This window comes from Mycobacterium sp. SM1 (assembly GCF_018361265.1).
Lineage (GTDB): Bacteria > Actinomycetota > Actinomycetes > Mycobacteriales > Mycobacteriaceae > Mycobacterium.
Window position 1 is genome coordinate 494744 of record NZ_JAFLNH010000002.1, and the last position, 21575, is coordinate 516318.

Annotated in this window: 20 protein-coding genes and 1 pseudogene; 11 read left to right on the forward strand and 10 right to left on the reverse strand. The window is 69.7% G+C overall.

Annotation, left to right across the window (positions count from 1 at the left end):
- Positions 1–10: 10 nt before the first annotated feature.
- Positions 11–763, reverse strand: a complete 753-nt coding sequence (locus MSM1_RS11990; protein ID WP_213442421.1) for a glucose 1-dehydrogenase — start codon at positions 761–763, stop codon at positions 11–13.
- A gap of 186 nt (positions 764–949) precedes the next feature.
- Here MSM1_RS11990 and MSM1_RS11995 point away from each other — a divergent pair, with 186 nt between their 5' ends.
- A complete protein-coding gene (locus MSM1_RS11995; protein ID WP_374101710.1) occupies positions 950–1633 on the forward strand; it encodes a cation transporter in 684 nt (227 codons plus the stop codon).
- 52 nt (positions 1634–1685) lie between these two features.
- Here MSM1_RS11995 and ctpC read toward each other — a convergent pair whose 3' ends face one another.
- On the reverse strand, positions 1686–3839 hold the full coding sequence (ctpC, locus tag MSM1_RS12000; protein ID WP_213442425.1) for a manganese-exporting P-type ATPase CtpC: 2154 nt from the start codon (positions 3837–3839) through the stop codon (positions 1686–1688).
- Positions 3840–3848: 9 nt separating this feature from the next.
- On the reverse strand, positions 3849–4124 hold the full coding sequence (locus MSM1_RS12005) for a DUF1490 family protein (protein ID WP_374101720.1): 276 nt from the start codon (positions 4122–4124) through the stop codon (positions 3849–3851).
- 318 nt (positions 4125–4442) lie between these two features.
- Here MSM1_RS12005 and MSM1_RS12010 point away from each other — a divergent pair, with 318 nt between their 5' ends.
- Positions 4443–5147: a wax ester/triacylglycerol synthase domain-containing protein gene (locus MSM1_RS12010; protein ID WP_213442429.1), complete on the forward strand. Its 705-nt coding sequence runs from the start codon at positions 4443–4445 to the stop codon at positions 5145–5147.
- Here the strand turns inward: MSM1_RS12010 and MSM1_RS12015 are convergent.
- The gene (locus MSM1_RS12015; protein WP_213442431.1) at positions 5137–6753 is read right to left on the reverse strand and encodes an IS200/IS605 family accessory protein TnpB-related protein; all 1617 of its coding nucleotides are present in this window, start codon (positions 6751–6753) and stop codon (positions 5137–5139) included. The genes MSM1_RS12010 and MSM1_RS12015 overlap by 11 nt on opposite strands.
- Before the next feature lie 45 nt (positions 6754–6798).
- Positions 6799–7422: an IS607 family transposase gene (locus MSM1_RS12020; RefSeq protein WP_213442433.1), complete on the reverse strand. Its 624-nt coding sequence runs from the start codon at positions 7420–7422 to the stop codon at positions 6799–6801.
- 67 nt (positions 7423–7489) lie between these two features.
- Here MSM1_RS12020 and MSM1_RS12025 point away from each other — a divergent pair.
- Positions 7490–8173, forward strand: a pseudogene (locus tag MSM1_RS12025) (WS/DGAT domain-containing protein); the annotation flags it as partial.
- A gap of 195 nt (positions 8174–8368) precedes the next feature.
- Here the strand turns inward: MSM1_RS12025 and MSM1_RS12030 are convergent.
- Positions 8369–9049 carry a TIGR03089 family protein gene (locus tag MSM1_RS12030; RefSeq protein WP_236056210.1) on the reverse strand — a complete coding sequence of 227 codons (681 nt, stop codon included), beginning with the start codon at positions 9047–9049 and terminating at the stop codon, positions 8369–8371.
- Between the two features lie 29 nt (positions 9050–9078).
- The gene (locus MSM1_RS12035) at positions 9079–10545 is read right to left on the reverse strand and encodes an LCP family protein (protein ID WP_213442439.1); all 1467 of its coding nucleotides are present in this window, start codon (positions 10543–10545) and stop codon (positions 9079–9081) included.
- 68 nt (positions 10546–10613) lie between these two features.
- On the opposite strand from MSM1_RS12035, the gene rfbD reads away from it, so the two are divergent.
- Genes rfbD through MSM1_RS12050 form a run of 3 tightly spaced genes read left to right on the forward strand, consistent with a single transcriptional unit; the run spans position 10614 to position 13466 of the window.
- Positions 10614–11510 carry a dTDP-4-dehydrorhamnose reductase gene (rfbD, locus tag MSM1_RS12040; RefSeq protein ID WP_213442441.1) on the forward strand — a complete coding sequence of 299 codons (897 nt, stop codon included), beginning with the start codon at positions 10614–10616 and terminating at the stop codon, positions 11508–11510.
- 10 nt (positions 11511–11520) lie between these two features.
- Positions 11521–12396, forward strand: a complete 876-nt coding sequence (locus tag MSM1_RS12045) for a glycosyltransferase family 2 protein (protein WP_213442935.1) — start codon at positions 11521–11523, stop codon at positions 12394–12396.
- Positions 12393–13466, forward strand: coding sequence for a sugar phosphate nucleotidyltransferase (locus MSM1_RS12050; protein WP_213442443.1), 1074 nt, complete (start codon positions 12393–12395; stop codon positions 13464–13466). Before MSM1_RS12045 ends, MSM1_RS12050 begins: the two co-directional genes overlap by 4 nt.
- 43 nt (positions 13467–13509) lie before the next feature.
- On the opposite strand, the gene MSM1_RS12055 is transcribed toward MSM1_RS12050, so the two are convergent.
- Entirely contained in the window at positions 13510–14865 is a 1356-nt protein-coding gene (locus tag MSM1_RS12055) for a coenzyme F420-0:L-glutamate ligase (RefSeq protein WP_213442936.1), read from the reverse strand.
- A 14-nt stretch (positions 14866–14879) separates the two neighbouring features.
- Positions 14880–15872, reverse strand: coding sequence for a 2-phospho-L-lactate transferase (gene cofD, locus MSM1_RS12060; protein WP_213442445.1), 993 nt, complete (start codon positions 15870–15872; stop codon positions 14880–14882).
- Positions 15873–16233: 361 nt separating this feature from the next.
- Here cofD and MSM1_RS12065 point away from each other — a divergent pair, with 361 nt between their 5' ends.
- Complete coding sequence (locus MSM1_RS12065) at positions 16234–16593, forward strand: WhiB family transcriptional regulator (RefSeq protein ID WP_307857369.1); 360 nt, start codon at positions 16234–16236, stop codon at positions 16591–16593.
- Between the two features lie 87 nt (positions 16594–16680).
- Here MSM1_RS12065 and MSM1_RS12070 read toward each other — a convergent pair whose 3' ends face one another.
- Positions 16681–17109 (reverse strand): metallopeptidase family protein, encoded by a 429-nt coding sequence (locus MSM1_RS12070; protein WP_213442940.1) that lies wholly within the window; start codon positions 17107–17109, stop codon positions 16681–16683.
- 160 nt (positions 17110–17269) lie between these two features.
- Here MSM1_RS12070 and MSM1_RS12075 point away from each other — a divergent pair, with 160 nt between their 5' ends.
- The 4 genes from MSM1_RS12075 to manA all read left to right on the forward strand — a co-directional run bounded on the left by MSM1_RS12075 (position 17270) and on the right by manA (position 21569).
- A complete protein-coding gene (locus tag MSM1_RS12075) occupies positions 17270–17731 on the forward strand; it encodes a DUF3499 domain-containing protein (RefSeq protein WP_213442447.1) in 462 nt (153 codons plus the stop codon).
- A 103-nt stretch (positions 17732–17834) separates the two neighbouring features.
- Positions 17835–19247 carry a phosphomannomutase/phosphoglucomutase gene (locus tag MSM1_RS12080; protein ID WP_213442450.1) on the forward strand — a complete coding sequence of 471 codons (1413 nt, stop codon included), beginning with the start codon at positions 17835–17837 and terminating at the stop codon, positions 19245–19247.
- Positions 19244–20335 carry a TobH protein gene (locus tag MSM1_RS12085; RefSeq protein WP_213442452.1) on the forward strand — a complete coding sequence of 364 codons (1092 nt, stop codon included), beginning with the start codon at positions 19244–19246 and terminating at the stop codon, positions 20333–20335. The genes MSM1_RS12080 and MSM1_RS12085 overlap by 4 nt, the downstream gene beginning before the upstream one ends.
- A gap of 7 nt (positions 20336–20342) precedes the next feature.
- Positions 20343–21569, forward strand: a complete 1227-nt coding sequence (gene manA, locus MSM1_RS12090) for a mannose-6-phosphate isomerase, class I (RefSeq protein ID WP_213442454.1) — start codon at positions 20343–20345, stop codon at positions 21567–21569.
- The last annotated feature ends 6 nt before the right edge of the window (positions 21570–21575 follow it).

A 21575-nucleotide genomic window follows, 5' to 3' on the forward strand; every position in this document is an offset into this window, starting at 1 on the left:
CCCTACCGCCTCACTGGGTGGTGTAACCGCCGTCGATGACCAGTTCGGAGCCGGTGACAAAGGAGGACTCGTCCGAGGCGAGGAACAGGGCCCCGTAGGCAACCTCCTCGGGTTGCCCGGCCCGGCCCAGCGGGGTGGCCTGAATCAACCGTGGCAGCGCGTCGGCCGGCACCTCCTCGTCGATCATCGCGGTGGCGATGACACCGGGGTGCACGGAGTTGACCCGGATGCCCTCCGGGGCATACTGGACCGCGGCCGTCTTGGTCAGCAGGCGAACGGCCCCCTTGGTGCCCTGGTATGCGGTTGCGGCGCCGCTGCCGATGAGGCCGTAAATCGATGAGATATTGATGATCGAGCCGCCCCCCGCCCGGCGCATTGCCGGCACGCATGTCTTCATGCCCAGCCACACACCGGTCTGGTTGACCGCGATGACTTTGTTCCACACCGCCAGGTCGGTGTCTTCGACCCCCGCCATGCTCAGGATTCCCGCGTTATTAACCAGGACGTCCAGCCGCCCGTAGCGGTTCTCGGCCTGCGTGACCGCGGTCATCCAGTCGCTCTCGAGGGTGACGTCGAGGCGCATCGCATAGACCTCGCGGTTGCTGCGGGCCAACTCGTCGCGAAGCGCGTACAGCTCATCTTCGCGCACATCGCCGATCACTAGCCGGGCACCCTCGGCGGCGAACAAGCGGGCCTCCGCGGCGCCCTGCCCGCGGGCGGCACCTGTGATCAACGCCACCTTGCCCTGCAGTCTCTCGGCCACCGTGACCCATCCCTTCCCGCTCGCGCACCAATAACGCTCATCGCGCAGTGTGCCCGCAGCGGATGATAGCGGGGTGTCGCGTTTCGAGACGCGGAGTCTTGCGGTGCCATCGGTGGGCGGGCAGGCAATCGGATGTCCGGCGTGGCCGTCGGAAAGCCCACCGGGGGTGCCGCTAGCATCACGGGGGTGACCCACCCCGTCGGGAACCCCGCCAGCCACGTCGGCGGCGCCTGCTGCGACGACGTCTCCGCACCACCGGGCCGGGAAGCGGCATGGCACCGGCTGGCCCGGTGGGCGCGGCGGCTGGCCTGGGTGAGCCTGGCCGCAATGCTCACCGAGGGTGCGGTGGGGTTGTGGCAGGGCCTGGCGGTGGGGTCTATCGCACTGACCGGCTGGGCGCTGGGCAGCGCACCCGAGGCGCTGGCCAGCGCCATGGTGATCTGGCGGTTCAGCGGCGTGCGCACCTTGTCGGCGACCGCCGAACGACGTGCCCAGCTCGGTGTCGCGCTGTCGTTTTGGCTGACGGCACCCTACATCGCCGCCGAATCCGTCCGTGATCTGCTTGGCGGGCACCACGCCGACACCTCGCGGATCGGTATCGCACTCACGGGCATCGCATTGTTGCTGATGCCGGTCCTCGGCCGGGCCAAACGGAACCTCGCGATGCGGCTGGGCTCGCTGGCCACCGCCGGCGAGGCCACCCAGAACTACCTGTGCGGCGCCCAGGCTGCCGCGGTTCTGGTCGGTCTTCTCCTCACCGCCGGGTGGCCGGGAGGCCGGTGGTGCGACCCGGTGATCGGTCTGGCCATCGCCGCTGCCGCGGTGTGGCAGGGCATTCGATCCTGGCGGGGCGAAGGCTGCGGCTGCTGAATCGCCGGGCCGGCCGCCGGCATAAGCCCGCCTCCAGCGCCGGCGGTCGCCACTAGTGGTCGAGGCGGTAACGGATCAGCCGGGAGCTGTTGGCCACGACCGCCACCGAGGAGGCGTTGTGCAGGATCGCCGCCGCCACCGGTGACAAGACCCCACCCGCGCCGATCAGCAGCCCGGCGGCGTTGACCGCGATGGACATGGCATAGTTCTGCCGGATCACGTCGACGGCCCGGGCACCCAGGTCGCGCACGTCGAGCAGGCGCTGCAGATCGTCGTTGGCCAGCGCGACATCGGCGGTCTCGACGGCGACGTCGGTTCCGGCCAGTCCCATGGCAATCCCGATGTCGGCGGCCGCCAGCGCGGGCGCGTCGTTGATGCCGTCGCCGACCATTCCGACGACGTGACCCTCGTCCTGCAACGCGCGTACCACTTCGAGTTTGTCCTCGGGCAGCACCTCGGCGCGCCACTCGTCGATGCCCAGTTCGCCGGCAACCGCCTCGGCAATTTGAGGGTGATCCCCGGTGAGCATGACGATTCGGCGGATGCCGTTGTCCCGCAACTTCTTCAAGACGTCGACGGCCTCAGGTCGCACTTCGTCGCGCAGGCTGATCAAGCCGACCAGCGTGCCATCGACGGCGAGCAACAGCGGGGTCTCCGCTTGGCGTCGCAGCTTGTGGACCCACTCGGCCGCTTGGGTGGGCACCTCGACGTTTTCGGCCCGCAACAGCGAGGGGCTGCCCAGCAGCAAAGTCCGGCCGTCGGCCCAGGTCCGCATGCCCAGGCCCACCAGCACCTCGCATTCCTCATGCGGCGGAATGCTGATGCGGCGTTCCTCCGTCGAGCGGATCACCGCCTCGGCCAGCGGGTGACGCGAGTGGATCTCCGAGCTGGCCGCGTAGGCAAGCACCTGCTCGGGTTCCCAATCCTTATGCATGGCAATAATATTCGTTACCACGGGCCGCCCGACAGTGAGGGTGCCGGTTTTGTCGAAAACGATGGCGTCCACCTGGCCGGCTTGTTCGAGGTGCGACCCGCCCTTGATGAGGATCCCGCGGCGGGCGCCGTTGCCGATCGCCGCGCTGATCGCGGTCGGGGTGGCCAGCCCCACCGCGCACGGGCAGGCGATGAGCAGCATCGTCATCGCGCGCCGGACCTCACCGGTGATCGCCAGGGTGAGCACGGAAACGATGAACGAGGTGGGCACGAAGCGCCGGGAGAAGTTCTCGCCGACGGTTTGAATCGGTGCCCGGTCATGCTGGGCCTCTTCGACGCGGGTGATGATGCGGCCGATGGCGGTTTGGCTGCCCACGGCGCGGGCCCGCACCACCAGGCGGCCGCGCACCACCACCGAACCGGCGTGAACCGCCGCGCCGGGCAGGATGCTGACGGGCAGGGTTTCCCCGGTGATCGCCGACTGGTCGACAACCGCCTCACCCTCGACCACCTCTCCGTCGACCGGGATCGCCACGTGATCGTGCACCACCACCTCGTCGCCGATCCGCACCGAATCGATCGGCACCTGGATTTCGCCGCCGCCGGCCAGGCGAATCCACGCGGTGTCCGCGCTGCCGCGCAGCAGCTCCGAAATGGCCCGCCGGGTGCGCCGCAGGGTCAGGTCTTGCAGGTACTCGCCGATATTGAGCAGCCAGAGCACCGTGAGCGCGACCACGTTCTCGCGCAGCACCAGGCTGGCCACCGTTGCCGCGGACACCAGCGCATCGGTGCCCGCCCGGCCGGAGCGCATCGAGCGCAAGGCCCCGCGCAGGAACGGATAGCCGGTGAACACCGTGACGCCGGTGGCCACCAGCCGGCCGGTCGGGCCCAACAGCGGTGGCCGCGCGAACACGTAGCGGCGCACACCGAGCAGCGCCAAAGCCACGCCACCGGCGACCATGCGCAGCACGTCGGCGCTGCCGATCTCCGCCGAATGCGGCGCGCGCACCGCGATCAGGCTGACGGGGACATCGGCGGCCGCGCGGAGTGCCGCGAGCACCCCGGCGCGATCGCAGCGTCTCGGCGAATACCACACCACCACGGATCCGGTACGGGGATAGGCGTGCGCCGCGCGCACGCCGGGCTGCTTGGCCACCGTGTCCTCCACGGCCACGGCACGACGAGAATCGCGGTGCACCCACGCAACCCGCACCCGCATCCGTCCAGCGGCGTCCGAAATAACCTGCAGCTCAGGATCGTTCGAGATCGTCATGTCAGGGGGTCAGTGCTCGTGCCGCTCGGTGTCGGTTCCGGCCGGGGCCGGCACCTCTTCGCCGATGCGGTCCCGGGCTTCGGCCATCACGTCGGCCAGCTTCAGCCGGGCCGACTCCGCCGCCTCCTCGGCCCGCCGGGTGCCGCGCAACCCCCATTCCGCCGCGGTGACCGCGGCCCGGTGTAACGGAACTTTGGCCGCGGCCTTGCGCAGCGCCTCATAGCCGGCCGCCCCGATCACCCCGCTGAGTGCCAGGGTGGCCGTTCTCGCAAACAGTCGGTGCATTGCCATCGTTTAGCCTTCCTCTGTGCTGCGTTGTTCGACACCACCGATCGCCACGATAACATAAATATATCGCTATACCAATATGTTTTACCGGGGCGGACGACCAATGCTAGGCTGGGTGGGCCAGCCGTCCAGGATGTGGCGGGGTGTGCGGCCGCAGCGTTGCGGCAGCCGGTAGCTCAGCGATCCCGCCGGCGCCGGCATGGGGGCACAGCAGCACCCCCGGCGGCGTCGCAACCCACGCAGTGGCGGGTCAAAGCGGACGCGTGTAACCGGTTTTGCCTACTGAAAAGGTTTCCGCCCGGAAGGGTGTGTGCGATGCCGCTACCCATGTCGGCCGCCGACGCGGTGTTTTTGGCCGCCGAGACACCGAAGCGGCCGATGCATCTCGGCGCGCTGGCGTTGCTGAGCGGCCCCGAGGGCAGTCACACCGGCTACGTGTGGGAGATGTTCGCCGCGGCGTTGGCCCGCGAGCGGGTGGCGCCGCTGTGGCGACGGCGTCCGCGCCGCTCACTTGCTTCGCTCGGGCAGTGGTATTGGCATACCGATGCCAGCGCCGACCTGTCCTACCACGTGCGGCTAAGCGCGTTGCCGCGCAACGCCGGCATGGCCGGGTTGTGGGAATTGGTTGCAGAACTTCATTCCGAGATGCTGGACCGCTCCCGGCCGTTGTGGCAATTGCACGTGATCGAGGGCCTGCCCGACCAGCGCTACGCGCTGTACGTCAAGACCCACCACGCCATGGCCGACGGCGTCTCGGCGATGGGCCTGCTGCAGCGAGCCGTCAGCGCCGACCCGCATCGGCGCGGCATGCCCGCGATGTGGGAACTCGCCGAGCCGACACCATCATCAGTTGCCGCCGGGGGCCGGGCCGGTCCGCTGGGCGCCGCCCGCCGGATGGTGGGGACCGCCGAAGAGCTGGCCGGCATGGTGCCCGCGCTGGCCGACACCGCCTGGCGGGCGCTGCGCGGCCGGGGTGGCCCGCTGAGCCTGGCCGCGCCGCATACCGTTCCTAAACACTGAGCGAAACTGAGTTTTGCTCAGTGGGCAGCCCCGAACGGTGTTGGGTCGCCTGACTTCCCGCGTTCTTCGCCCCGGTCGGACAAGCGGATCGTGTCCGTGGTCCCGGCCCGGGGTGGCGGGTTGTCTCACGCTCCCGGCCGCCAGATTCGGCCTGCGTGGTCCGATGCTCAGCCACATCACTCTGGTGTGGTTGAGGCGGTGCCACGCGTCGCCGGATCCGATGTCCGAGGGCGCGCCGTCCGATCGCCACGCTCGCGGCGTGGTGGCGGGTGGTCTGTGGATGGTGTGCGGCCAGTGGTTTGTGCCAGTGCTGGGCGCCCCACTTGCTGGTGTAGGCGGGGTCGACGGCGATCACGCTGATCCCTGCCCCGGTTGCCATGGCGAGTAGTCGAGCGCGCAGTTTGGCGGTTGGCATGCCCGAGATGACGTGGCGGAACCTGTGTTTGCGGCCGTGCTTTTCGCGAGTCTTGCTGTCGGTGAAGTCGAGGTCCTCGACCGCGATCGCCGTGATCGCGTTGTCGGTGACCCAATGCAGCAGCCGGGTCAGGGCGTGGCGGACTTGGGCGTCGCGGCGGTCGGCGGCGCCGCAGAGGTCATAGCCGAACGTGCGCGGGGAGCCGATCGGGTTGCCGTGAGGGTCGAGGCGCCAAGCGGCGAGGTGATCAGCGTTCATGTCCACCCCGACCAGTTCCCCGGCGCGCAGCGACTCCAGCGGGACCGCCTGTGCCGGCGTGCGCCGCCAGGCAGCGTCAAGATACCAGCGCTGCTTATCGGGGCAGAAGTGGATGCGGTAAGCCACCGCCCGGTCGACGGCCACCCGCTGGGCCCATTCGGCGCCGCGATGCGCAAACTCCACCCTGCCGCAGAAGACGTAGCGGCCGTGCGGGCCGTTCGCCAAGTGCGCCAACGCAGCCGGTAGGCGCAGCGACAGCTCACCCTCACCGGTGACGCGGATGGTTTCGTTGCCCCAGCGTTTACCCGACTCGCCATCAGCAGACAAAAACCAGCGGGCCGCTTGCCACTGATCTCGCCACCGCGCCTCGGTGAGCCCGGCCTGGGCCAGGTGGTGGCGTTTGCGCAACAGCTGTTTGCCGCCGCGCACCACGCTCACATGACCGGCTGCCCGGTCAGCCTCCACCCGCGCGAGCCGTGCTTGCAGGTCCGCCAGACGCCGTGATTTGGCGAACCACTCCTGGCGGCTGCGGTAGCCGCCCGGCATACCGTCGACGCCTTTTGATCCCAACTCCTGGGCGAGCCGGTGGCGGATCATCGCGATCCCGTCGCGCAGGGATTGGGCGTGCGCGTATTGCGCGCGCCGCGCCAGCCCCCACTGGTCGTGCGTGGCTTTGGTGATGGCGCCCGCCCAGCGCGCCGTCGACTCCACGGTCAGGCCGCGTTTGCGCTCGGCCCAGGCGTCCTTGCCGTGGCCCACACCGGCGCGCACCCGCGCCGCCAGATCAGCGCCGGCCAGCCCGCCCAAGTGGGCACCCACCTGACGCAGCACGTCTTCGTCGGCGGCGGTGAGTCCTTTCAGCCGGGTGCGTATGCACACACCCGTCGCCGGGTCGGCGACAAACGGTGCAGCGATCTGGCGCAGGATGGTCATGACGGCCGCCTTCGCGCAGACCTTGACCGCAACGCCCGCCGCAGCTCATCCATGACCGGCATCATCCACCCGGCCTCCGACAACAGCCTTGGGGCCGATGTCGCGCTGCGCGCAGCCCACCGCTTTTAACGCGCGGTTTCGAGCGCTTCGGCGACCATAGAGTCGTGCGCAGAACCAAGTGAGCACATCCACCATGTCGCGCACCAGATCATCGGTCACCTCATCGTCGTCGAGCACCACCAGCCGCCGGGCGTGCGCGGCAAGCGCGGACTCGACCAGCTCGGTGTTCATCCGACCCAACCGATCCCGATGCTCCACCACCACCACGGTCACCTTCGGATCAGCCAACAACCGTCGCACCTTGGCCCGCGACCCGTTCATCCCCGAGCCGACTTCGGCCTCCACCCGCACCACCTGGCCACCGGCCTGCGCGGCCCAGCCAGTCAGCCGAGCGACCTGCCGGTCCAAATCGGACCTCTGATCATGGGAGGACACCCGCGCATACAACCCGAACGCGGCGGTTCCCGACTCACCAGGCGCGTCCGGGGACACCAACACCGAGCGGGAATTCACCCGCACCGCCGGCACCGGCAACGTGCCCTCCCGAAACCAGCGGTACGCCGTCTGCGGATGCACACCCTGAGCACGCGCCCACTCCGTCAGGTTCACACCACCAGCACACTCACTAGAACGCTCATACGCTCACTATCACTCAGTATTCCGCCAACTGCTCCGCACCCCACTGAACGTGGCCATGGGCACCTCCCGGGCCTTTGCCGGTTGCACCTTCCCGATCGAGCGGCTGCGGCTGGTGGCCAAGCACGCCGACGCCACCCTCAACGACGTCGTGCTTGCGATGTGCGCAGGGGCGCTGCGGCGCTATCTGCTTGCCCGCGAGGCGCTGCCGGCCGTGCCGCTGGTCGCGATGGTGCCCGTGTCGCTGCGCGCCGCGGAGAACGTCGGGGCGAGGGGTGACGTTCCCGGCAACAAGATCGGGACGTTGATGTGCGCGCTGGGGACACACCTGGCCGATCCGGCCGAGCGGCTGGCGGCGGTGCGGGCCAGCATGCGCGAGGGCAAGGCCGCGCTCGCGGGCCGAAGCCAGCTGCAGGTGCTGGCGATGAGCGCGCTGGGCGCTGCCCCGCTCGCGCTCGCCATGGTGCTCGGCCGCGCGCCCGGGACGCCACGCCCACCGAACGTCATGATTTCCAACGTTCCCGGCCCCGCGGGACCCCTGTTTTGGAACGGCGCCCGCCTGGAAGCGCTCTATCCGGTGTCGGTGCCCGTCGACGGGCAGACCCTCAACATCACCTGCACCAGCGTCAACGGTCAGATGTCGTTCGGCCTGACCGGTTGCCGCCGCGCCGTTCCGCAGATCGGCGCGCTGGCCGATCTGCTGGGCCGCGAGCTGGATGCGCTTGACGCCTTCCATCGGCTTCCGCAAGAAAAGCGGCGCGATCCGCACCGGGATCGACGGCCACGCCGGCGCCGGGGTTCGCCTGGATCCGGCCAGGGCCCGCTTGGGGGGCCGTCGTTCGTGCCGTCACACCCGCACAAGCCTCCCGGGCGGCGGTGACCGGCACCGCCGGGGGGCGCGCCCGCCGGGCCGGCGGGGCTACCGCAGGACCCGGGTGACCTTCTCGGTCTCGATCCTGCGCGGCAGCGCCACGGGATCGGGATTGGCGACCTGCACCAATGACGCGCCGACCGCCAGGATGGCCAGCAAACCATCGACCCAGTCGCGGGGCTGGTCCCACGCCAGAGTCGAGAGCACACGGTCGGCAGACGTCAACCCCCGTGCAGCCGCCGAGCTTTCACAGGCATCCAGGACCTCGCCGACCGTGCGGCCGGCCAGCGCCGGGCCGGGATGGGGCTCGGGGATGATCCGGTCGCCGTGCACCCGCACCGCCGTGGCGTAGTCGGTGACGCCCACCGGCAGATCCGGCGCCGGCCGCCCGAACGGATCCAGCGAGAGCACCGCTACCTCGCCGCGGCCGTCGACGGCCGCGTCCGCGGCGGCCACCCGCCCAACGGTGCAGAACGCGACATCGGCGGGCCCGCCGGGCACGGCCTCGGCGCCGACCCACCAGATCCCGAACAGCACCGCCGCGGTCTGCCAGTGCGCCGGTAGCAGCACGGCGACCCGGCAGCCCGGCCCGGCGCCCAGTTCGTCGCGCACCAGGTTGCCGGTCTTGGCGGCCCAGTTGGCCAAAGTGGCCGCGGACAGCTCGATGCGCTCGCCGGCAGCATCGTCGTAGTAGGTGATGCGCGGCCCCACCGGGTCGGCGCGCAGCATCGGACCCAGGATCGCTTCGGTGAGCGTCGTCAGCTCACACACTCCGGGTGCTCGGAGCCGGCGGTCAGAATCGGCGACGGCGGGGGAGCGCCGTTGTCGCCGGGATCCTGCCGCGACGCCCCGGCGGACCGCGCCGCGGCGGTGCCCTCAAGGCCGGAGCCGGGGCCGGTGTAGTCGTTGGCGAGCACCACCCGGACGGAGCCGGCCGGCACCGACGGATCGGCGACGACGGGCAAGCCGCCGAGGTCTTTGGAGACCGCCTGCGCGCCCAGATCATCGGCCTTAGCGGCCCGCACCTGGCTGCCGCTCACGTGCCCGGTTTCGTTGTTGGCGACGGTGCCCGCGGTGAATCCTTTGGCGGTCAAGACCGCTGACACCGCAGCCGCCAGTCCGTTGATGTCGGTGTCGTTGAACACGTCGGCGGTGGTTTTGTTGGGTGTGTAGGCCACCTCCTCGGTCTTGCCCTGATCCTGGGCACGCAGCAGGCCGGCGACCCAGTCGCGAACCTGGTTGGGGTCCACCCGCACCACACTGAGCATGCCGTCGTCGCTCCAGCCGGCCTCGTCAAGCACGGGAATGGTGGCGAAGGCGATATTGCCGGCGGCCAGCTTCTGCAACTGTTGCACGAAATCCATGATGTCCCACCCGGAGGAGATCACCACCGAGCGCTGAATGGCCTGCTGCAGCCGATTCAGCGTGGCGGGATGCGAGAGCGTCTTGCCGGAGATGACCTGGTGGGCGAGTGCGGCCATCACCGCTTGCTGGCGCACCACCCGATCCAGGTCGCCGCGGGGCAGCTGGTGGCGCTGGCGGACAAAGCTCAACGCCTGCGGGCCGTTGAGCTTTTGCCAGCCGGCCGGAAAGTCGGCGCCCGAAAATGGCTCGTACACCGGTTCTTTGAGGCACACATCGACACCGCCGAGGGCGTCGGTGATCAGCGCGAAGCCCAGCAGGCCGATCTCGGCGTAGTGGTCGACGGTCACCCCGGTCAGGTCGGCGACCGTTGCGATCAGGGCCTCCCGGCCGGCCTCCGTGCCCCGCGCCTCGGCCTCCACCGGCGCCACCCCCGACTTGACGAGGCTGGCCCGCTTTTCCTCCCTGACTTGCCCGTAGACCCCGTTGATCTTGGTCTTGCCCAGCCCCGGCGCCGCCACGTAGGTGTCGCGCGGAATCGAGATCGCGGTGGCCGATTTCCCGTTGTTGGGGATGCGGATCAGGATGATGGTGTCGGTGTTGGTGACGACGTCGTCGCCGGCGCGCAGCGTGGCCAGCTCCTCGGCGGACAGCGGGTTGCCGTGGGCGTCGGTGCGGCTGTCCATGCCCACCAGCAAGATGTCGATCGCGCCGTCGTCGCCGCCACGGCCCAGCGAGGGGGCGAACATGTGATAGATGCCGTCTTCGAGGGAGTGGATCTTGCTCCAGGCGACCCCGGTGCCGAGCAGGACGGCGACAGCTGCCACCGTTGCAACCACACGGCTCGCTCGTTGAACACCCATCACTTTAGACTACTTCCGCCACAGCTATATCGGGGGGACGAGGGTTCGGCGTGCCAGACTCAAGACTCATGACCCTCTCCCGCAGGATCGTGATCACCGGCGCCGGCGGGCAGGTCGGGAGCGTTTTGGCGGCGTCGGCCGCGGGCCGGGGCGGCGATGTGCTGGCGCTGACCTCGGCGCAGTGGGATATCACCGACCCGGCCGTCGCCGAGCGTATCGTGCGGACCGGCGACGTGGTGGTCAACTGCGCGGCCTACACCGACGTCGACGCCGCCGAGAGCGAGCCGGCGAGGGCGTATACGGTCAACGCGGCCGGCCCCCGACATCTAGCCCGCGCCTGCGCGCGCGCCGGCGCGCGGCTGATCCACATCTCCACCGACTACGTGTTCAGCGGCGACTTCGGCGGCCAGCCGCCCCGCCCGTATGAGCCCGGCGACCAGACCGGGCCGCTGAATGTGTACGGTCGTACCAAGCTCGCCGGCGAAGTGGCGGTTCTGGAAGAGCTTCCGGACGCTACCGTGGTGCGCACCGCCTGGGTCTACACCGGGGGGAGCGGCACCGACTTCGTCGCCACCATGCGCCGGCTGGCCGCCGGTGACGGCACCGTGGAGGTGGTCGATGACCAGAGCGGCTCACCAACCTACGTCGCGGATCTGGTCGCGGCGCTGTTGGAGGTGGTCGAAGGGCCCGTCGGGCGCGCGCCGACGGGCATCCTGCACATCGCCAACGAGGGGGTGGTCAACCGCTTCGGCCTGGCCCGCGCGGTGTTCGAAGAGCTCGGGGCCGACCCGCAGCGGGTGCTGGCGGTCAGCAGCGACCATAAGCCGCGGCCGGCGCCCCGGCCGCGCTACACGGCGTTGTCAACCCGGCTGTCGGCGCAGGCGGGCCTGACGCCGCTTCGGCCGTGGCGGGACGCGTTGGCCGCAGCCCTGGCCGCGAGACCGTTACCCTCTACGCGTGAGTGACATCCTGCCGGTGGTGACGGTGACCTACTCCCCGGGCCCGCACCTGGAGCGCTTTCTGGCATCGCTGTCGCTGGCCACCGAACGGCCGCTGCAAGTGCTGCTGGCCGACAACGGCTCCACCGACGGGGCCCCGCAGGCGGCCCTGGAGCGCTACCCCGAGGTGCGGCTGTTGCACACCGGGGCCAACCTCGGTTACGGAACGGCGGTGAACCGCGCGATCCGCCAGCTGGCCCAAGACGGCGAGGTCAGCGACGAATGGGTCATCGTGGCCAACCCGGACGTCCAGTGGGGCCCGGGCAGTATCGATGCGCTGTTGGACGCCGCCGCCCGCTGGCCCCGGGCGGCCACCCTGGGTCCGCTCATCCGGGAGCCCGACGGGTCGGTGTATCCCTCGGCACGGCAGCTGCCCAGCCTGGTCCGCGGTGGCATGCACGCGGTGATCGGCCCGATCTGGCGTGGCAACCCGTGGTCGAGGGCTTACCGCCAGGAGTGCCTGGCGCCCTGTGAGCGCCCGGTCGGCTGGCTGTCAGGATCGTGTCTGCTGGTGCGCCGCGCGGCCTTCGATCAGGTCGGCGGCTTTGACGAGCGCTACTTTTTGTACTTCGAGGATGTCGACCTCGGCGACCGGCTGGCCAAAGCGGGATGGCTGAATGTCTACGTGCCTTCCGCTGAGGTGCTGCACCATAAGGGCCACGTCACCCGGCGCGATCCGGCCAGTAACCTGGTGGCCCATCACAGCAGCACCTATATTTTCCTCGCCGACCGGCATTCCGGTTGGTGGCGCGCGCCGCTGCGCTGGACGATGCGGGCAGGTTTGATGGCGCGCTCGTGGTTGATGGTGCGCAGGTCGCGGCGCGGCCGGGCGGAAAGGCGGCGGACACCGTGAGCCACCCCGAGGTTGATGCGGTGGTCCTGGTCGGCGGCAAGGGCACCCGGCTGCGGCCACTGACGATGTCGGCGCCCAAGCCGATGCTGCCGATAGCCGGGGTGCCGTTGCTGACGCACCTGCTGGCGCGCATCGCCGCAGCCGGTATCGAGCGCGTGGTGCTGGGCACGTCTTATCAGCCCGCGGTGTTCGAGGCCGAGCTCGGTGACGGGTCCAAGCTGGGCCTGCAGATCGAGTACGTGACCGAGGAGCACCCGCTGGGCACCGGCGGCGCCATCGCCAACGTCGCTGAGCGGCTGCGCTACGACACCGTGATGGTGTTCAACGGCGACGTGCTCTCGGGCCTGGATCTGGGCCAGCTGCTCGAGTACCACCGCAGCAGCCGGGCCGACGTCACGTTGCACCTGACACGGGTTTCCGACCCCCGGGCTTTCGGTTGCGTGCCCACCGAGAATGGCCGGGTCACTGCGTTTCTCGAGAAGACGGAGGATCCGCCGACCGACCAGATCAATGCGGGTTGCTATGTCTTTTCCCGCGAGATCATCGCCCGCATCCCCCGGGGCCGCGAGGTCTCGGTGGAACGCGAGGTGTTCCCGGCGCTGCTCGGCGACGGGGTCAAGATCTGCGGTTATGTGGATGCCACCTACTGGCGGGACATGGGCACGCCGGAGGACTTCGTGCGGGGTTCCGCGGATTTGGTGCGCGGCATTGCCCCATCGCCGGCCCTGCGCGGTCAGCACGGTGAGAAGTTGGTGCATGAAGGGGCGGCGGTGTCCCCGGGAGCGGTGCTCATCGGCGGGACGGCTGTCGGGCGGGGCGCCGAGATCGGTCCCGGTGTCCGGTTGGACGGTGCGGTGATCTTCGACGGTGTGCGGGTCGGGGCCGGCAGCGTGATCGAGCGGTCGATCATCGGCTTCGGCGCCCGTATCGGTCCGCGGGCACTGATCCGTGACGGTGTGATCGGCGACGGCGCCGATATCGGCGCCCGCTGCGAGCTGTTGTATGGCGCCCGGGTATGGCCGGGGGTCGTTATTCCCGACGGCGGTATCCGCTACTCCAGCGACGTGTGAGTCGCGCGGAAAACCAGGCGGGCTGGTGCGTCATTTGCGTACGTCATTTGCGTACCAGCAGATCGGCGACCGGGACTGGGTCCCGTGGTTGCGCCGGCTCGTGGGGGTAGCCGATCGCGATGGCGCCCAACGGTTCCCAGTCGCCCGGCAGGCCGAGTTCGGCGCGCACCACCTCGGCCGCGAAGATGGTCGACCCGATCCAGCAGCTGCCCAGTCCACGCACCGCCAGCGCGACCAGCAGGGCCTGCACGGCCGCCCCCCCCGCCACCGTGAACATGGTGTGCTCGGCGGCGGCGCGAGCGGCATCGGGGTAGCGGTGCGCGCCGTCGGCGACCAGCACCGGGACAACGACTTCGGGTGCCTCGTAGAGGATCTGGCCCCGCGCCACCCGCCGTTCCACGGCCTCGGCGGGCCGGCCGTCAGCGCTCAGGTCGGATCGCCACTTGGCGCGCATCGCGTCCAGCAGCCGGGTGCGGACCGTGGGTGTCTGCAGCCACACGAACCGCACCGGGCGGGTGTGATGCGGGGCCGGGGCTGTCAAGGCCTCGGCAACGGCGGCCTCGACGAGGTGTGCCGGCACCGGCCGGTCGTCGAACTGACGGATCGACCTGCGCAGCAGCTGGGCCTGCCGGCGGCCCAATTCGAGGGCTTCGGCGGTGCCCAGCCAGAACAGGTCCTCGGCGCCGGGCCGCAGCAGGTCCTGCGCCGTGGAGCCGTTGTCGGCCACGATGTGGCCGTTAAGCCCGCGCACCACAGCCACCGGCACGGCGGCCAGCTTGCCCTTGACCAGATCGGCCGCGGCCGCGATCTCGTCGGCGACGGCGATCTCGCTGACCCGCAACTCGTTTCCGTGCCGGTCGAGGGCACCCGCATAACTGTGCAGCACGGCCAGACCGGCGGCGCCGACGGCGGCGTCGATCTGGCCGGTGCGCCAGGCGCGGCCCATGGTGTCGGTGATCACGACGGCGACCGTGACGCCGAGCCGCTCACGCAGGGCGGCGCGCAGCGCCGCGGCACTAGCATCCGGGTCGACGGGCAGCAGAGCCAGCTCGCCCGCACCGACGTTGGAGCCGTCCACTCCGGCGGCCGCCTGCACCACACCGCGACGGCTCTCGGTGATCAGGGTTCGCCCCTTACGGGCCAGCACCCGCACCGACTCCTGGTTGATCAGCTTGCGCCGCAGCCGGTCTCGTTTCGCAGCGTCTTTGGGTGCCGGTACCAGCCGGCCCTCGCACTTGGAGATCACCTTGCTGGTAACCACCACCACGTCGCCGTCGCGCAGCCAGGGCGCGGCCGCTGCGAGGGCCGCGGCGAGGTCGTCGCCGGGCCGGAATTCGGGAAGCCCGGCCACCGGAAGGATCTCGACCGGCGAGCCGGCCCCATGGTCTGGCGGCACCACCGGGCCCCGGACGCTCACGCCGCCACCCCGGCAAGCTCCAGGCCGGCGCTCACCATCTTGGCCGTCGCTTCCGGGTCGGTCATCAGCAGGGGAATCGATCGCACCGCGACACCGGCGATCTCGGCGTCCTCACCGTCGTGCACCAGCCAGCAGTCCAGGATCCCGGTGTCGCTACGGGCGCCGTAATACCGGCCTACCGCCTCCGCGGTGGACTCCACGCCGATTGCGGTAAGGCACTCGTAAGCCATGCCGCGCAACGGCTTTCCTCCGATGATCGGCGAGTAACCGACAATCGGGGCGGCGGCCGAGCGCAGCGCCGTTCGCATGCCGGGGACGGCCAGGATGGCGCCGATACTCACCACCGGGTTCGACGGCGCCAGCAAGATGATGTCGGCCTCGGCGATGGCTTGCACTGATTCGGTTGCCGCGCTGGCCTTTTTAGCACCGATGAAGGCGAAGCTGTGCGTTGGCACCTGGGCGCGGTAGCGCACCCACCATTCCTGGAAATGGATTGCCCGCTGCGTGTCATCGGCAGGGTCGGTGATGACCACATGGGTTTCGCATCGATCATCGCTCGCCGGCAGCAACCGTGCCCCCGGCTGCCAGCGGTCGCAGAGCGCCGCGGTGACCTGGGACAGTGGGTAGCCGGCCCGCAGCATCCGGGTGCGCACCAGATGAGTTGCCAGATCGCGATCGCCGAGGTGAAACCAGTCGGGTTGGACACCGTAGCGGGCCAGTTCCTCCATCGCGTGCCAGGTTTCGTCGCGGTGGCCCCAGCCGCGTTCCGGGTCGACGCCGCCGCCGAGGGTATACATGCAGGTGTCCAGATCAGGGCAGACGCGCAGCCCGTGGATCCAGGCGTCATCGCCGACGTTGACGATAGCGGCCAACTCGTGGTCACCACCCGAAAAGTGTTGCGAGGCAAACTGACCCAGACCGAGCAGGCGCTGCACCCCGAGCAGGAAACGGGCGCCGCCGACGCCACCGACCAGAACCGTGACCTTCACACCGCAGACAGTACGCGGAGTCGGTGCGGCCGCGGGTCTGGGCCATGGGCCCGGCCTCAGCTGCCGGTGCGAAGGAGAGGGCTACCCCAGCCCGGTGCGACACGCCGTGAGCCAAACCGCCGCAGAAGCGCCAAATTTTGATCACGAGATGGTATGAAATTGCATTCCGGCTCTTGACCACGGCTGCTTACGCGTGTGTAATCACATGAGTGTCATTTCCCGGCGTCGATCAATCGCCTTGTCGCAGCCGAGATTCGATCACACGTTCGAAAATTGAGATGGTCGCAGACCCCAGCCACATCACAACAGTCACATCACAACAGCGGGCGACATTCACGATCAACCAGGTGAGGAGTCGGAGATGTCCTGTGAGCACCTGCGGGGCGTAGTGGGAGGCACCCCGCGCGCCAATGCCGGCACCGCGAGAACAACCCCAATGGCGCGGCCGCACTTGAGTTTGGTTGCCGATGCACCCGAGCTATTTCCGCGGGTGCCGGTAACCAGGGAGCAATGGCAAGACCGGGCATTGTGCGCGCAAACCGACCCCGAGGCGTTCTTTCCCGAAAAGGGCGGCTCCACCCGCGAGGCCAAAAAGATCTGCCTTGGTTGCGAGGTACGCGCCGAGTGTCTGGAATATGCCCTGGCGCATGACGAGCGCTTCGGCATCTGGGGCGGTCTTTCCGAGCGGGAGCGTCGCCGGCTCAAGCGCGGCGTCGTCTAGCCGGCGCGACAACGACAACGGGGTGCCGGGGGGGCGGGGCGCGGGGCAAAAGGTCCGCGCGCTCAGCGGCGCGGAAGAGCGGGGCGATCAGCTCCCGTCCTCATCGATCGTCGGGTCGATAACCGACGGCTCGACATCTAAATAGGTGGCTACCTGGGCCACCAGGATTTCATGGAGCAATTCACCCAGTTCGACGGTATCCTTGGCGCGCCGCTCGATCGGCTTGCGGAACAAGACGATTCGCGCCCGCGTGGCGTTACCGCGGACGTCGACGCCCGCGGGGATCAACCGGGCCAGTGGTATCGCCCCGTCGGCGAGCACCTCGGGCGGCCACTGCACACTCTCGGGATCCTTAGGGGCGATCCGAGGGATCTCATCGACCGCGATGTCTAGTTCCGACAGCCGCTCGTGCCAGCGCTGCTCGATGGGCTCGTACGCCTCCAGCACGGCCATGTCGAACCGCTCGGCCCGGCTGCGCCACCCGGGCACCGTTGGCGGAAGCAGCGGCCCCCGCATATCACGGCCCCGGCGCGACGCCGACCTGCCTGGCGACCAGCCGCGTCGCCGGAAGCCACGCGTATCGCCCATCGATCGATGGTAACGGTTGAACATCGCGCCCCGGGGCAGTGCGCGTGTCCGGCGCTGGCGGGCCAGTTGTTGACGATAGCCTTCGGTCGTGACCGTTCCCCGTCGCTGTTGCCGGCCCGGGTGTCCGCATTACGCGGTGGCGACGCTGACGTTCGTCTATTCGGATTCCACAGCGGTGATCGGTCCGCTTGCCACCGCGCGCGACCCGCATTCCTGGGATTTGTGCGTGGGCCACGCCGGCCGGATCACTGCGCCACGTGGCTGGGAGCTGGTCCGCCATCCCGGCCCGCTGCCCACCAATCCCGATGAGGACGACCTGGTCGCGCTCGCGAACGCGGTGCGCGAGGGACGGGACCGGCTGCCGGTCCCCCGGCCGGCCAACGGTAATGCCCCGCATCCAGCGGGCGCCGGCAGCGATTCAGGCGGCCGGCCCGCCAGTGCCCGCACCAGCCTGCCGGGTGCCGGCCGGAACACCCCGCCCGAGCAGCGCTCCGGCCGCGCCGGACGCCGGCGAGGCCATCTGCGGGTGCTGCCCGATCCCCCCGATTGACAGCGGGGCGGCGGAAACTCACAGGGCTTTGGCGCAGCGACGGGCAACCCGGTAGGCAACGACTAGGCTTGGGTGCCAAGAATCCACCTCGTAGGAGCCTGGTATGTCTCGGCCCGTCGCGGCTGTCAACCACGTGATCAAGGCGTATGACGTGCGTGGGCTGGTCGGTCAGGAGATCGACGAGGCGCTGGCCGCGGACATCGGCGGCGCGTTCGCCAGGATGGTGCGCGGTGAGGGTGCGCGGCGGCTGGTGATCGGCCACGACATGCGAGACAGCTCGCCGTCGCTGGCCGAAGCCTTCGCCGGCGGGGTGATCGCTCAGGGCCTTGACGTGGTGCGCATCGGCCTGTCCTCCACCGACGAGCTGTATTTCGCCTCGGGGCTGCTGGATTGCCCCGGCGCGATGTTCACCGCCAGCCACAACCCGGCGGCCTACAACGGCATCAAGATGTGCCGGGCGGGCGCCAAGCCGGTGGGTCAGGACACCGGGCTGGCCGCAATCCGTGACGAGTTGATCGCCGGTGTCCCCGGATATGACGGGCCGCCCGGGCACCTCAGCGATCGCGACGTGCTGGGTGACTACGCAGCGTTTTTGCGCTCGCTGGTGGATTTATCGGGGCTGCGTCGGCTCCGGGTGGCCGTCGACGCCGGCAACGGGATGGCCGGTCACACCGCCCCGGCGGTGTTCGGCGCGATCGATTCGATTACCGTGCTGCCGTTGTACTTCGAACTTGATGGCACGTTTCCCAACCATGAGGCCAACCCGCTCGACTCCGCGAACCTGGCGGATCTGCAGGCCTATGTGCAAGAAAGTGGCGCCGACGTCGGGCTGGCCTTCGACGGGGATGCCGACCGGTGCTTTGTGGTCGACGAACGTGGCCGGCCGGTCTCGCCGTCCACGGTGACCGCCCTGGTCGCCGCGCGCGAGCTGGACCGCGAGCCCGGTGCGACCGTGATCTACAACCTGATCACCTCGCGCGCGGTGCCCGAACTGGTGCGCGAGCGCGGTGGCATACCGGTGCGCTCCCGTGTCGGGCACTCGTACATTAAGACCCTGATGGCCGAAACCGGCGCGATTTTCGGTGGCGAGCATTCCGCGCACTACTACTTCCGCGATTTCTGGGGTGCCGATTGCGGGATGCTGGCCGCGTTGCATGTGCTGGCCGCGCTTGGTGAGCAGCAGCGGCCGTTATCGGAGCTGACCGCCGCTTACCAACGCTACGAATCCTCCGGCGAGATCAACTTCACCGTCGCCGACGCGCCCGCAGCGATCGACGCGGTGCTGCGGTCCTTCGCCCCCAGGATCCGCGCGGTCGATGACCTTGACGGGTTGACCGTGGACGTGGGGGAGGGCAGCTGGTTCAACTTGCGCAGCTCCAACACCGAGCCGCTGCTGCGGTTAAATGTCGAGGGGCGCAGCGCCAGGGAGGTCGAGGCGGTGGTGCGGCAAGTCGCCGGGCAGCTCGTTGCGGCGGGCGCCGTGCGCGAACACTCGCGCGAAAGGGCGCGCCGGTGAACGCCATTCATGCCGTGATCGACCTTGATGACACCCAGGGCTTGATCGCCGCCGACCGTGACGGGCTGTTGCGTGCCGCGTCGAGCGCGGGCGCGCAGGTGCGCGCCACCGCGGCAGCGCTCGACGAGGGTGCTCTGGACTCGGTGCGCGACCAGGGCCGTCCGCGCACCGTGACCTGGGTGGCCGGCCGTGGCACCGCCGAGACCGCCGGTACCATGCTGGCCGCGGCATTGGGCGGTCTGGCCGACGAGCCGATCGTTGTCACGGCCGAAGCACCGCCGTGGCTCGGGACGCTTGACGTGCTGATCGTCGCCGGCGACGACCCGGGCGACCCCGCGCTGGTCGGTGCGGCCGCGTCCGGGGTGCGTCGTGGCGCCCGGGTGGTCGTGGTGGCCCCCTACGAAGGTCCGCTGCGCGACACGGCGGCCGGCCGCGTCGCGGTGCTATCGCCGCGACTGCCTGTTTACGACGAATTCGGGCTGTGCCGGTATCTGGCCGCCGGCCTGGCAGCGCTGGGAAGCGTGGACGCTAAGCTGCGCACCGACCTGGCGGGCCTGGCCGACCAGTTGGATGCCGAGGCGCTGCGCAACAGCGCCGGCCGCGAACTGTTCACCAACCCGGCTAAGACGCTCGCCGAGCGCATGTCCGGCCGGCGGGTCGCATTGGTCGGCGACAGCGCTGCCACGCTGGCCCTGGCCCGGCATGGGTGCTCGGTTTTGCTGCGGGTTGCGCATCAGGTGGCGGCCGCGGCCGGGCTGGTGGATGCCGTGGCGGCGTTGCGCTCCTCAGCGATGTCCGGGCCCACCGGCGCGGATGCGCTGTTTCACGACGAGCAGATCGACGGTCCGCTGCCCGAGCGGCTGCGGGTGCTGGCTTTGACGTTGCCCGGGGAACGGACGGTGGTGGCCGCGCGGGTCGCCGGGCTCGACAACGTGGACCTCATCGGGGCCGAGGATGTGCCCGATTCGTCCGAGACACCCGGCAGTGCGCCAACGTCGCCGGGTGCCCGACGGGCCGAGCAGCAGCTGGCAATTTTGGCCCTTCGGCTGGAAATGGCCGCGGTTTACTTGCGACTGGTGCGGGGATAACAAAATAGTGGAACTGCTACGCGGAGCGATACGGACCTACGCCTGGGGCTCGCGGACCGCAATCGCCGAATTCACCGGGCGAGCGGTGCCGGCGGCTCACCCCGAGGCCGAACTGTGGCTCGGTGCGCATCCCGGGGATCCGGCGTGGCTGGAGACGAAGCACGGCGAAACATCGCTGCTGGACGCGCTTGCCGCCGATCCCGACGGACAGCTCGGCACCGCGGTGCGGGCCCGGTTCGGGGACGCGCTGCCCTTCCTGGTCAAGGTGCTTGCGGCCGAGGAGCCGCTGTCGCTACAGGCCCATCCCAGCGCGGAGCAGGCGCGGGAGGGTTACCAGCGTGAGGAGCAGCTCGGCATTCCGGTCACCTCGCCGGAGCGCAACTACCGCGACACCAGCCACAAACCCGAGTTGGCGATCGCGCTGCAACCGTTTGAGGTGCTGGCCGGGTTCCGGCCGGCGGGGCGCACCGTGGAGCTGCTGCAGGCGTTGGCGGTCTCAGACCTCGACTCGTTCATCGACCTGCTGAGCGGTCAGTCCGACGCCGACGGGCTGCGCGCGTTGTTCACCACGTGGATCACCGCTCCACAGCCCGACATCGATGTGCTGGTGCCCGCCGTGCTCGACGGCGCAATCCACTATGTCAGTTCGGGGGCAACGCGGTTCGCCGCGGAAGCCAAGACGGTGCTGGAACTGGGGGAGCGCTATCCCGGTGATGCCGGTGTGCTGGCGGCGCTGTTGCTCAACCGCATCAGCCTGGCCCCCGGAGAGGCGATCTTCTTGCCGGCCGGCAACCTGCACACCTATTTGCGGGGGGTAGCGCTCGAAGTGATGGCCAACTCCGACAATGTGTTGCGCGGCGGGCTAACCCCCAAGCACGTCGATGTGCCCGAGCTGCTGCGGGTGCTGGACTTCACCCCCACAACCGAGGCCCAGCTGCGGGTGCCGACACACCGAGACGGGCTCGCGCTGGTCTACGACACGCCGGTTGAGGAGTTCGCGGTGTCGCTGCTGGCCCTCGACGGTGACAACCTCGGCCATGAGGTCGACGCGCCGTCGCGGCACGACGGCCCGCAGATCCTGTTGTGCGCCGAGGGCCGCGTGACGGTCTGCGGGAAGTCCGGGATGCTCGCGCTGCACCGCGGCATGGCCGCCTGGGTGCCGGCCGACGACGGGCCGATCCGGCTACTGGCGGACCGGCCGGCCCAGGTGTTCCGGGCAACCGTGGGCCTGTGAGCGCGG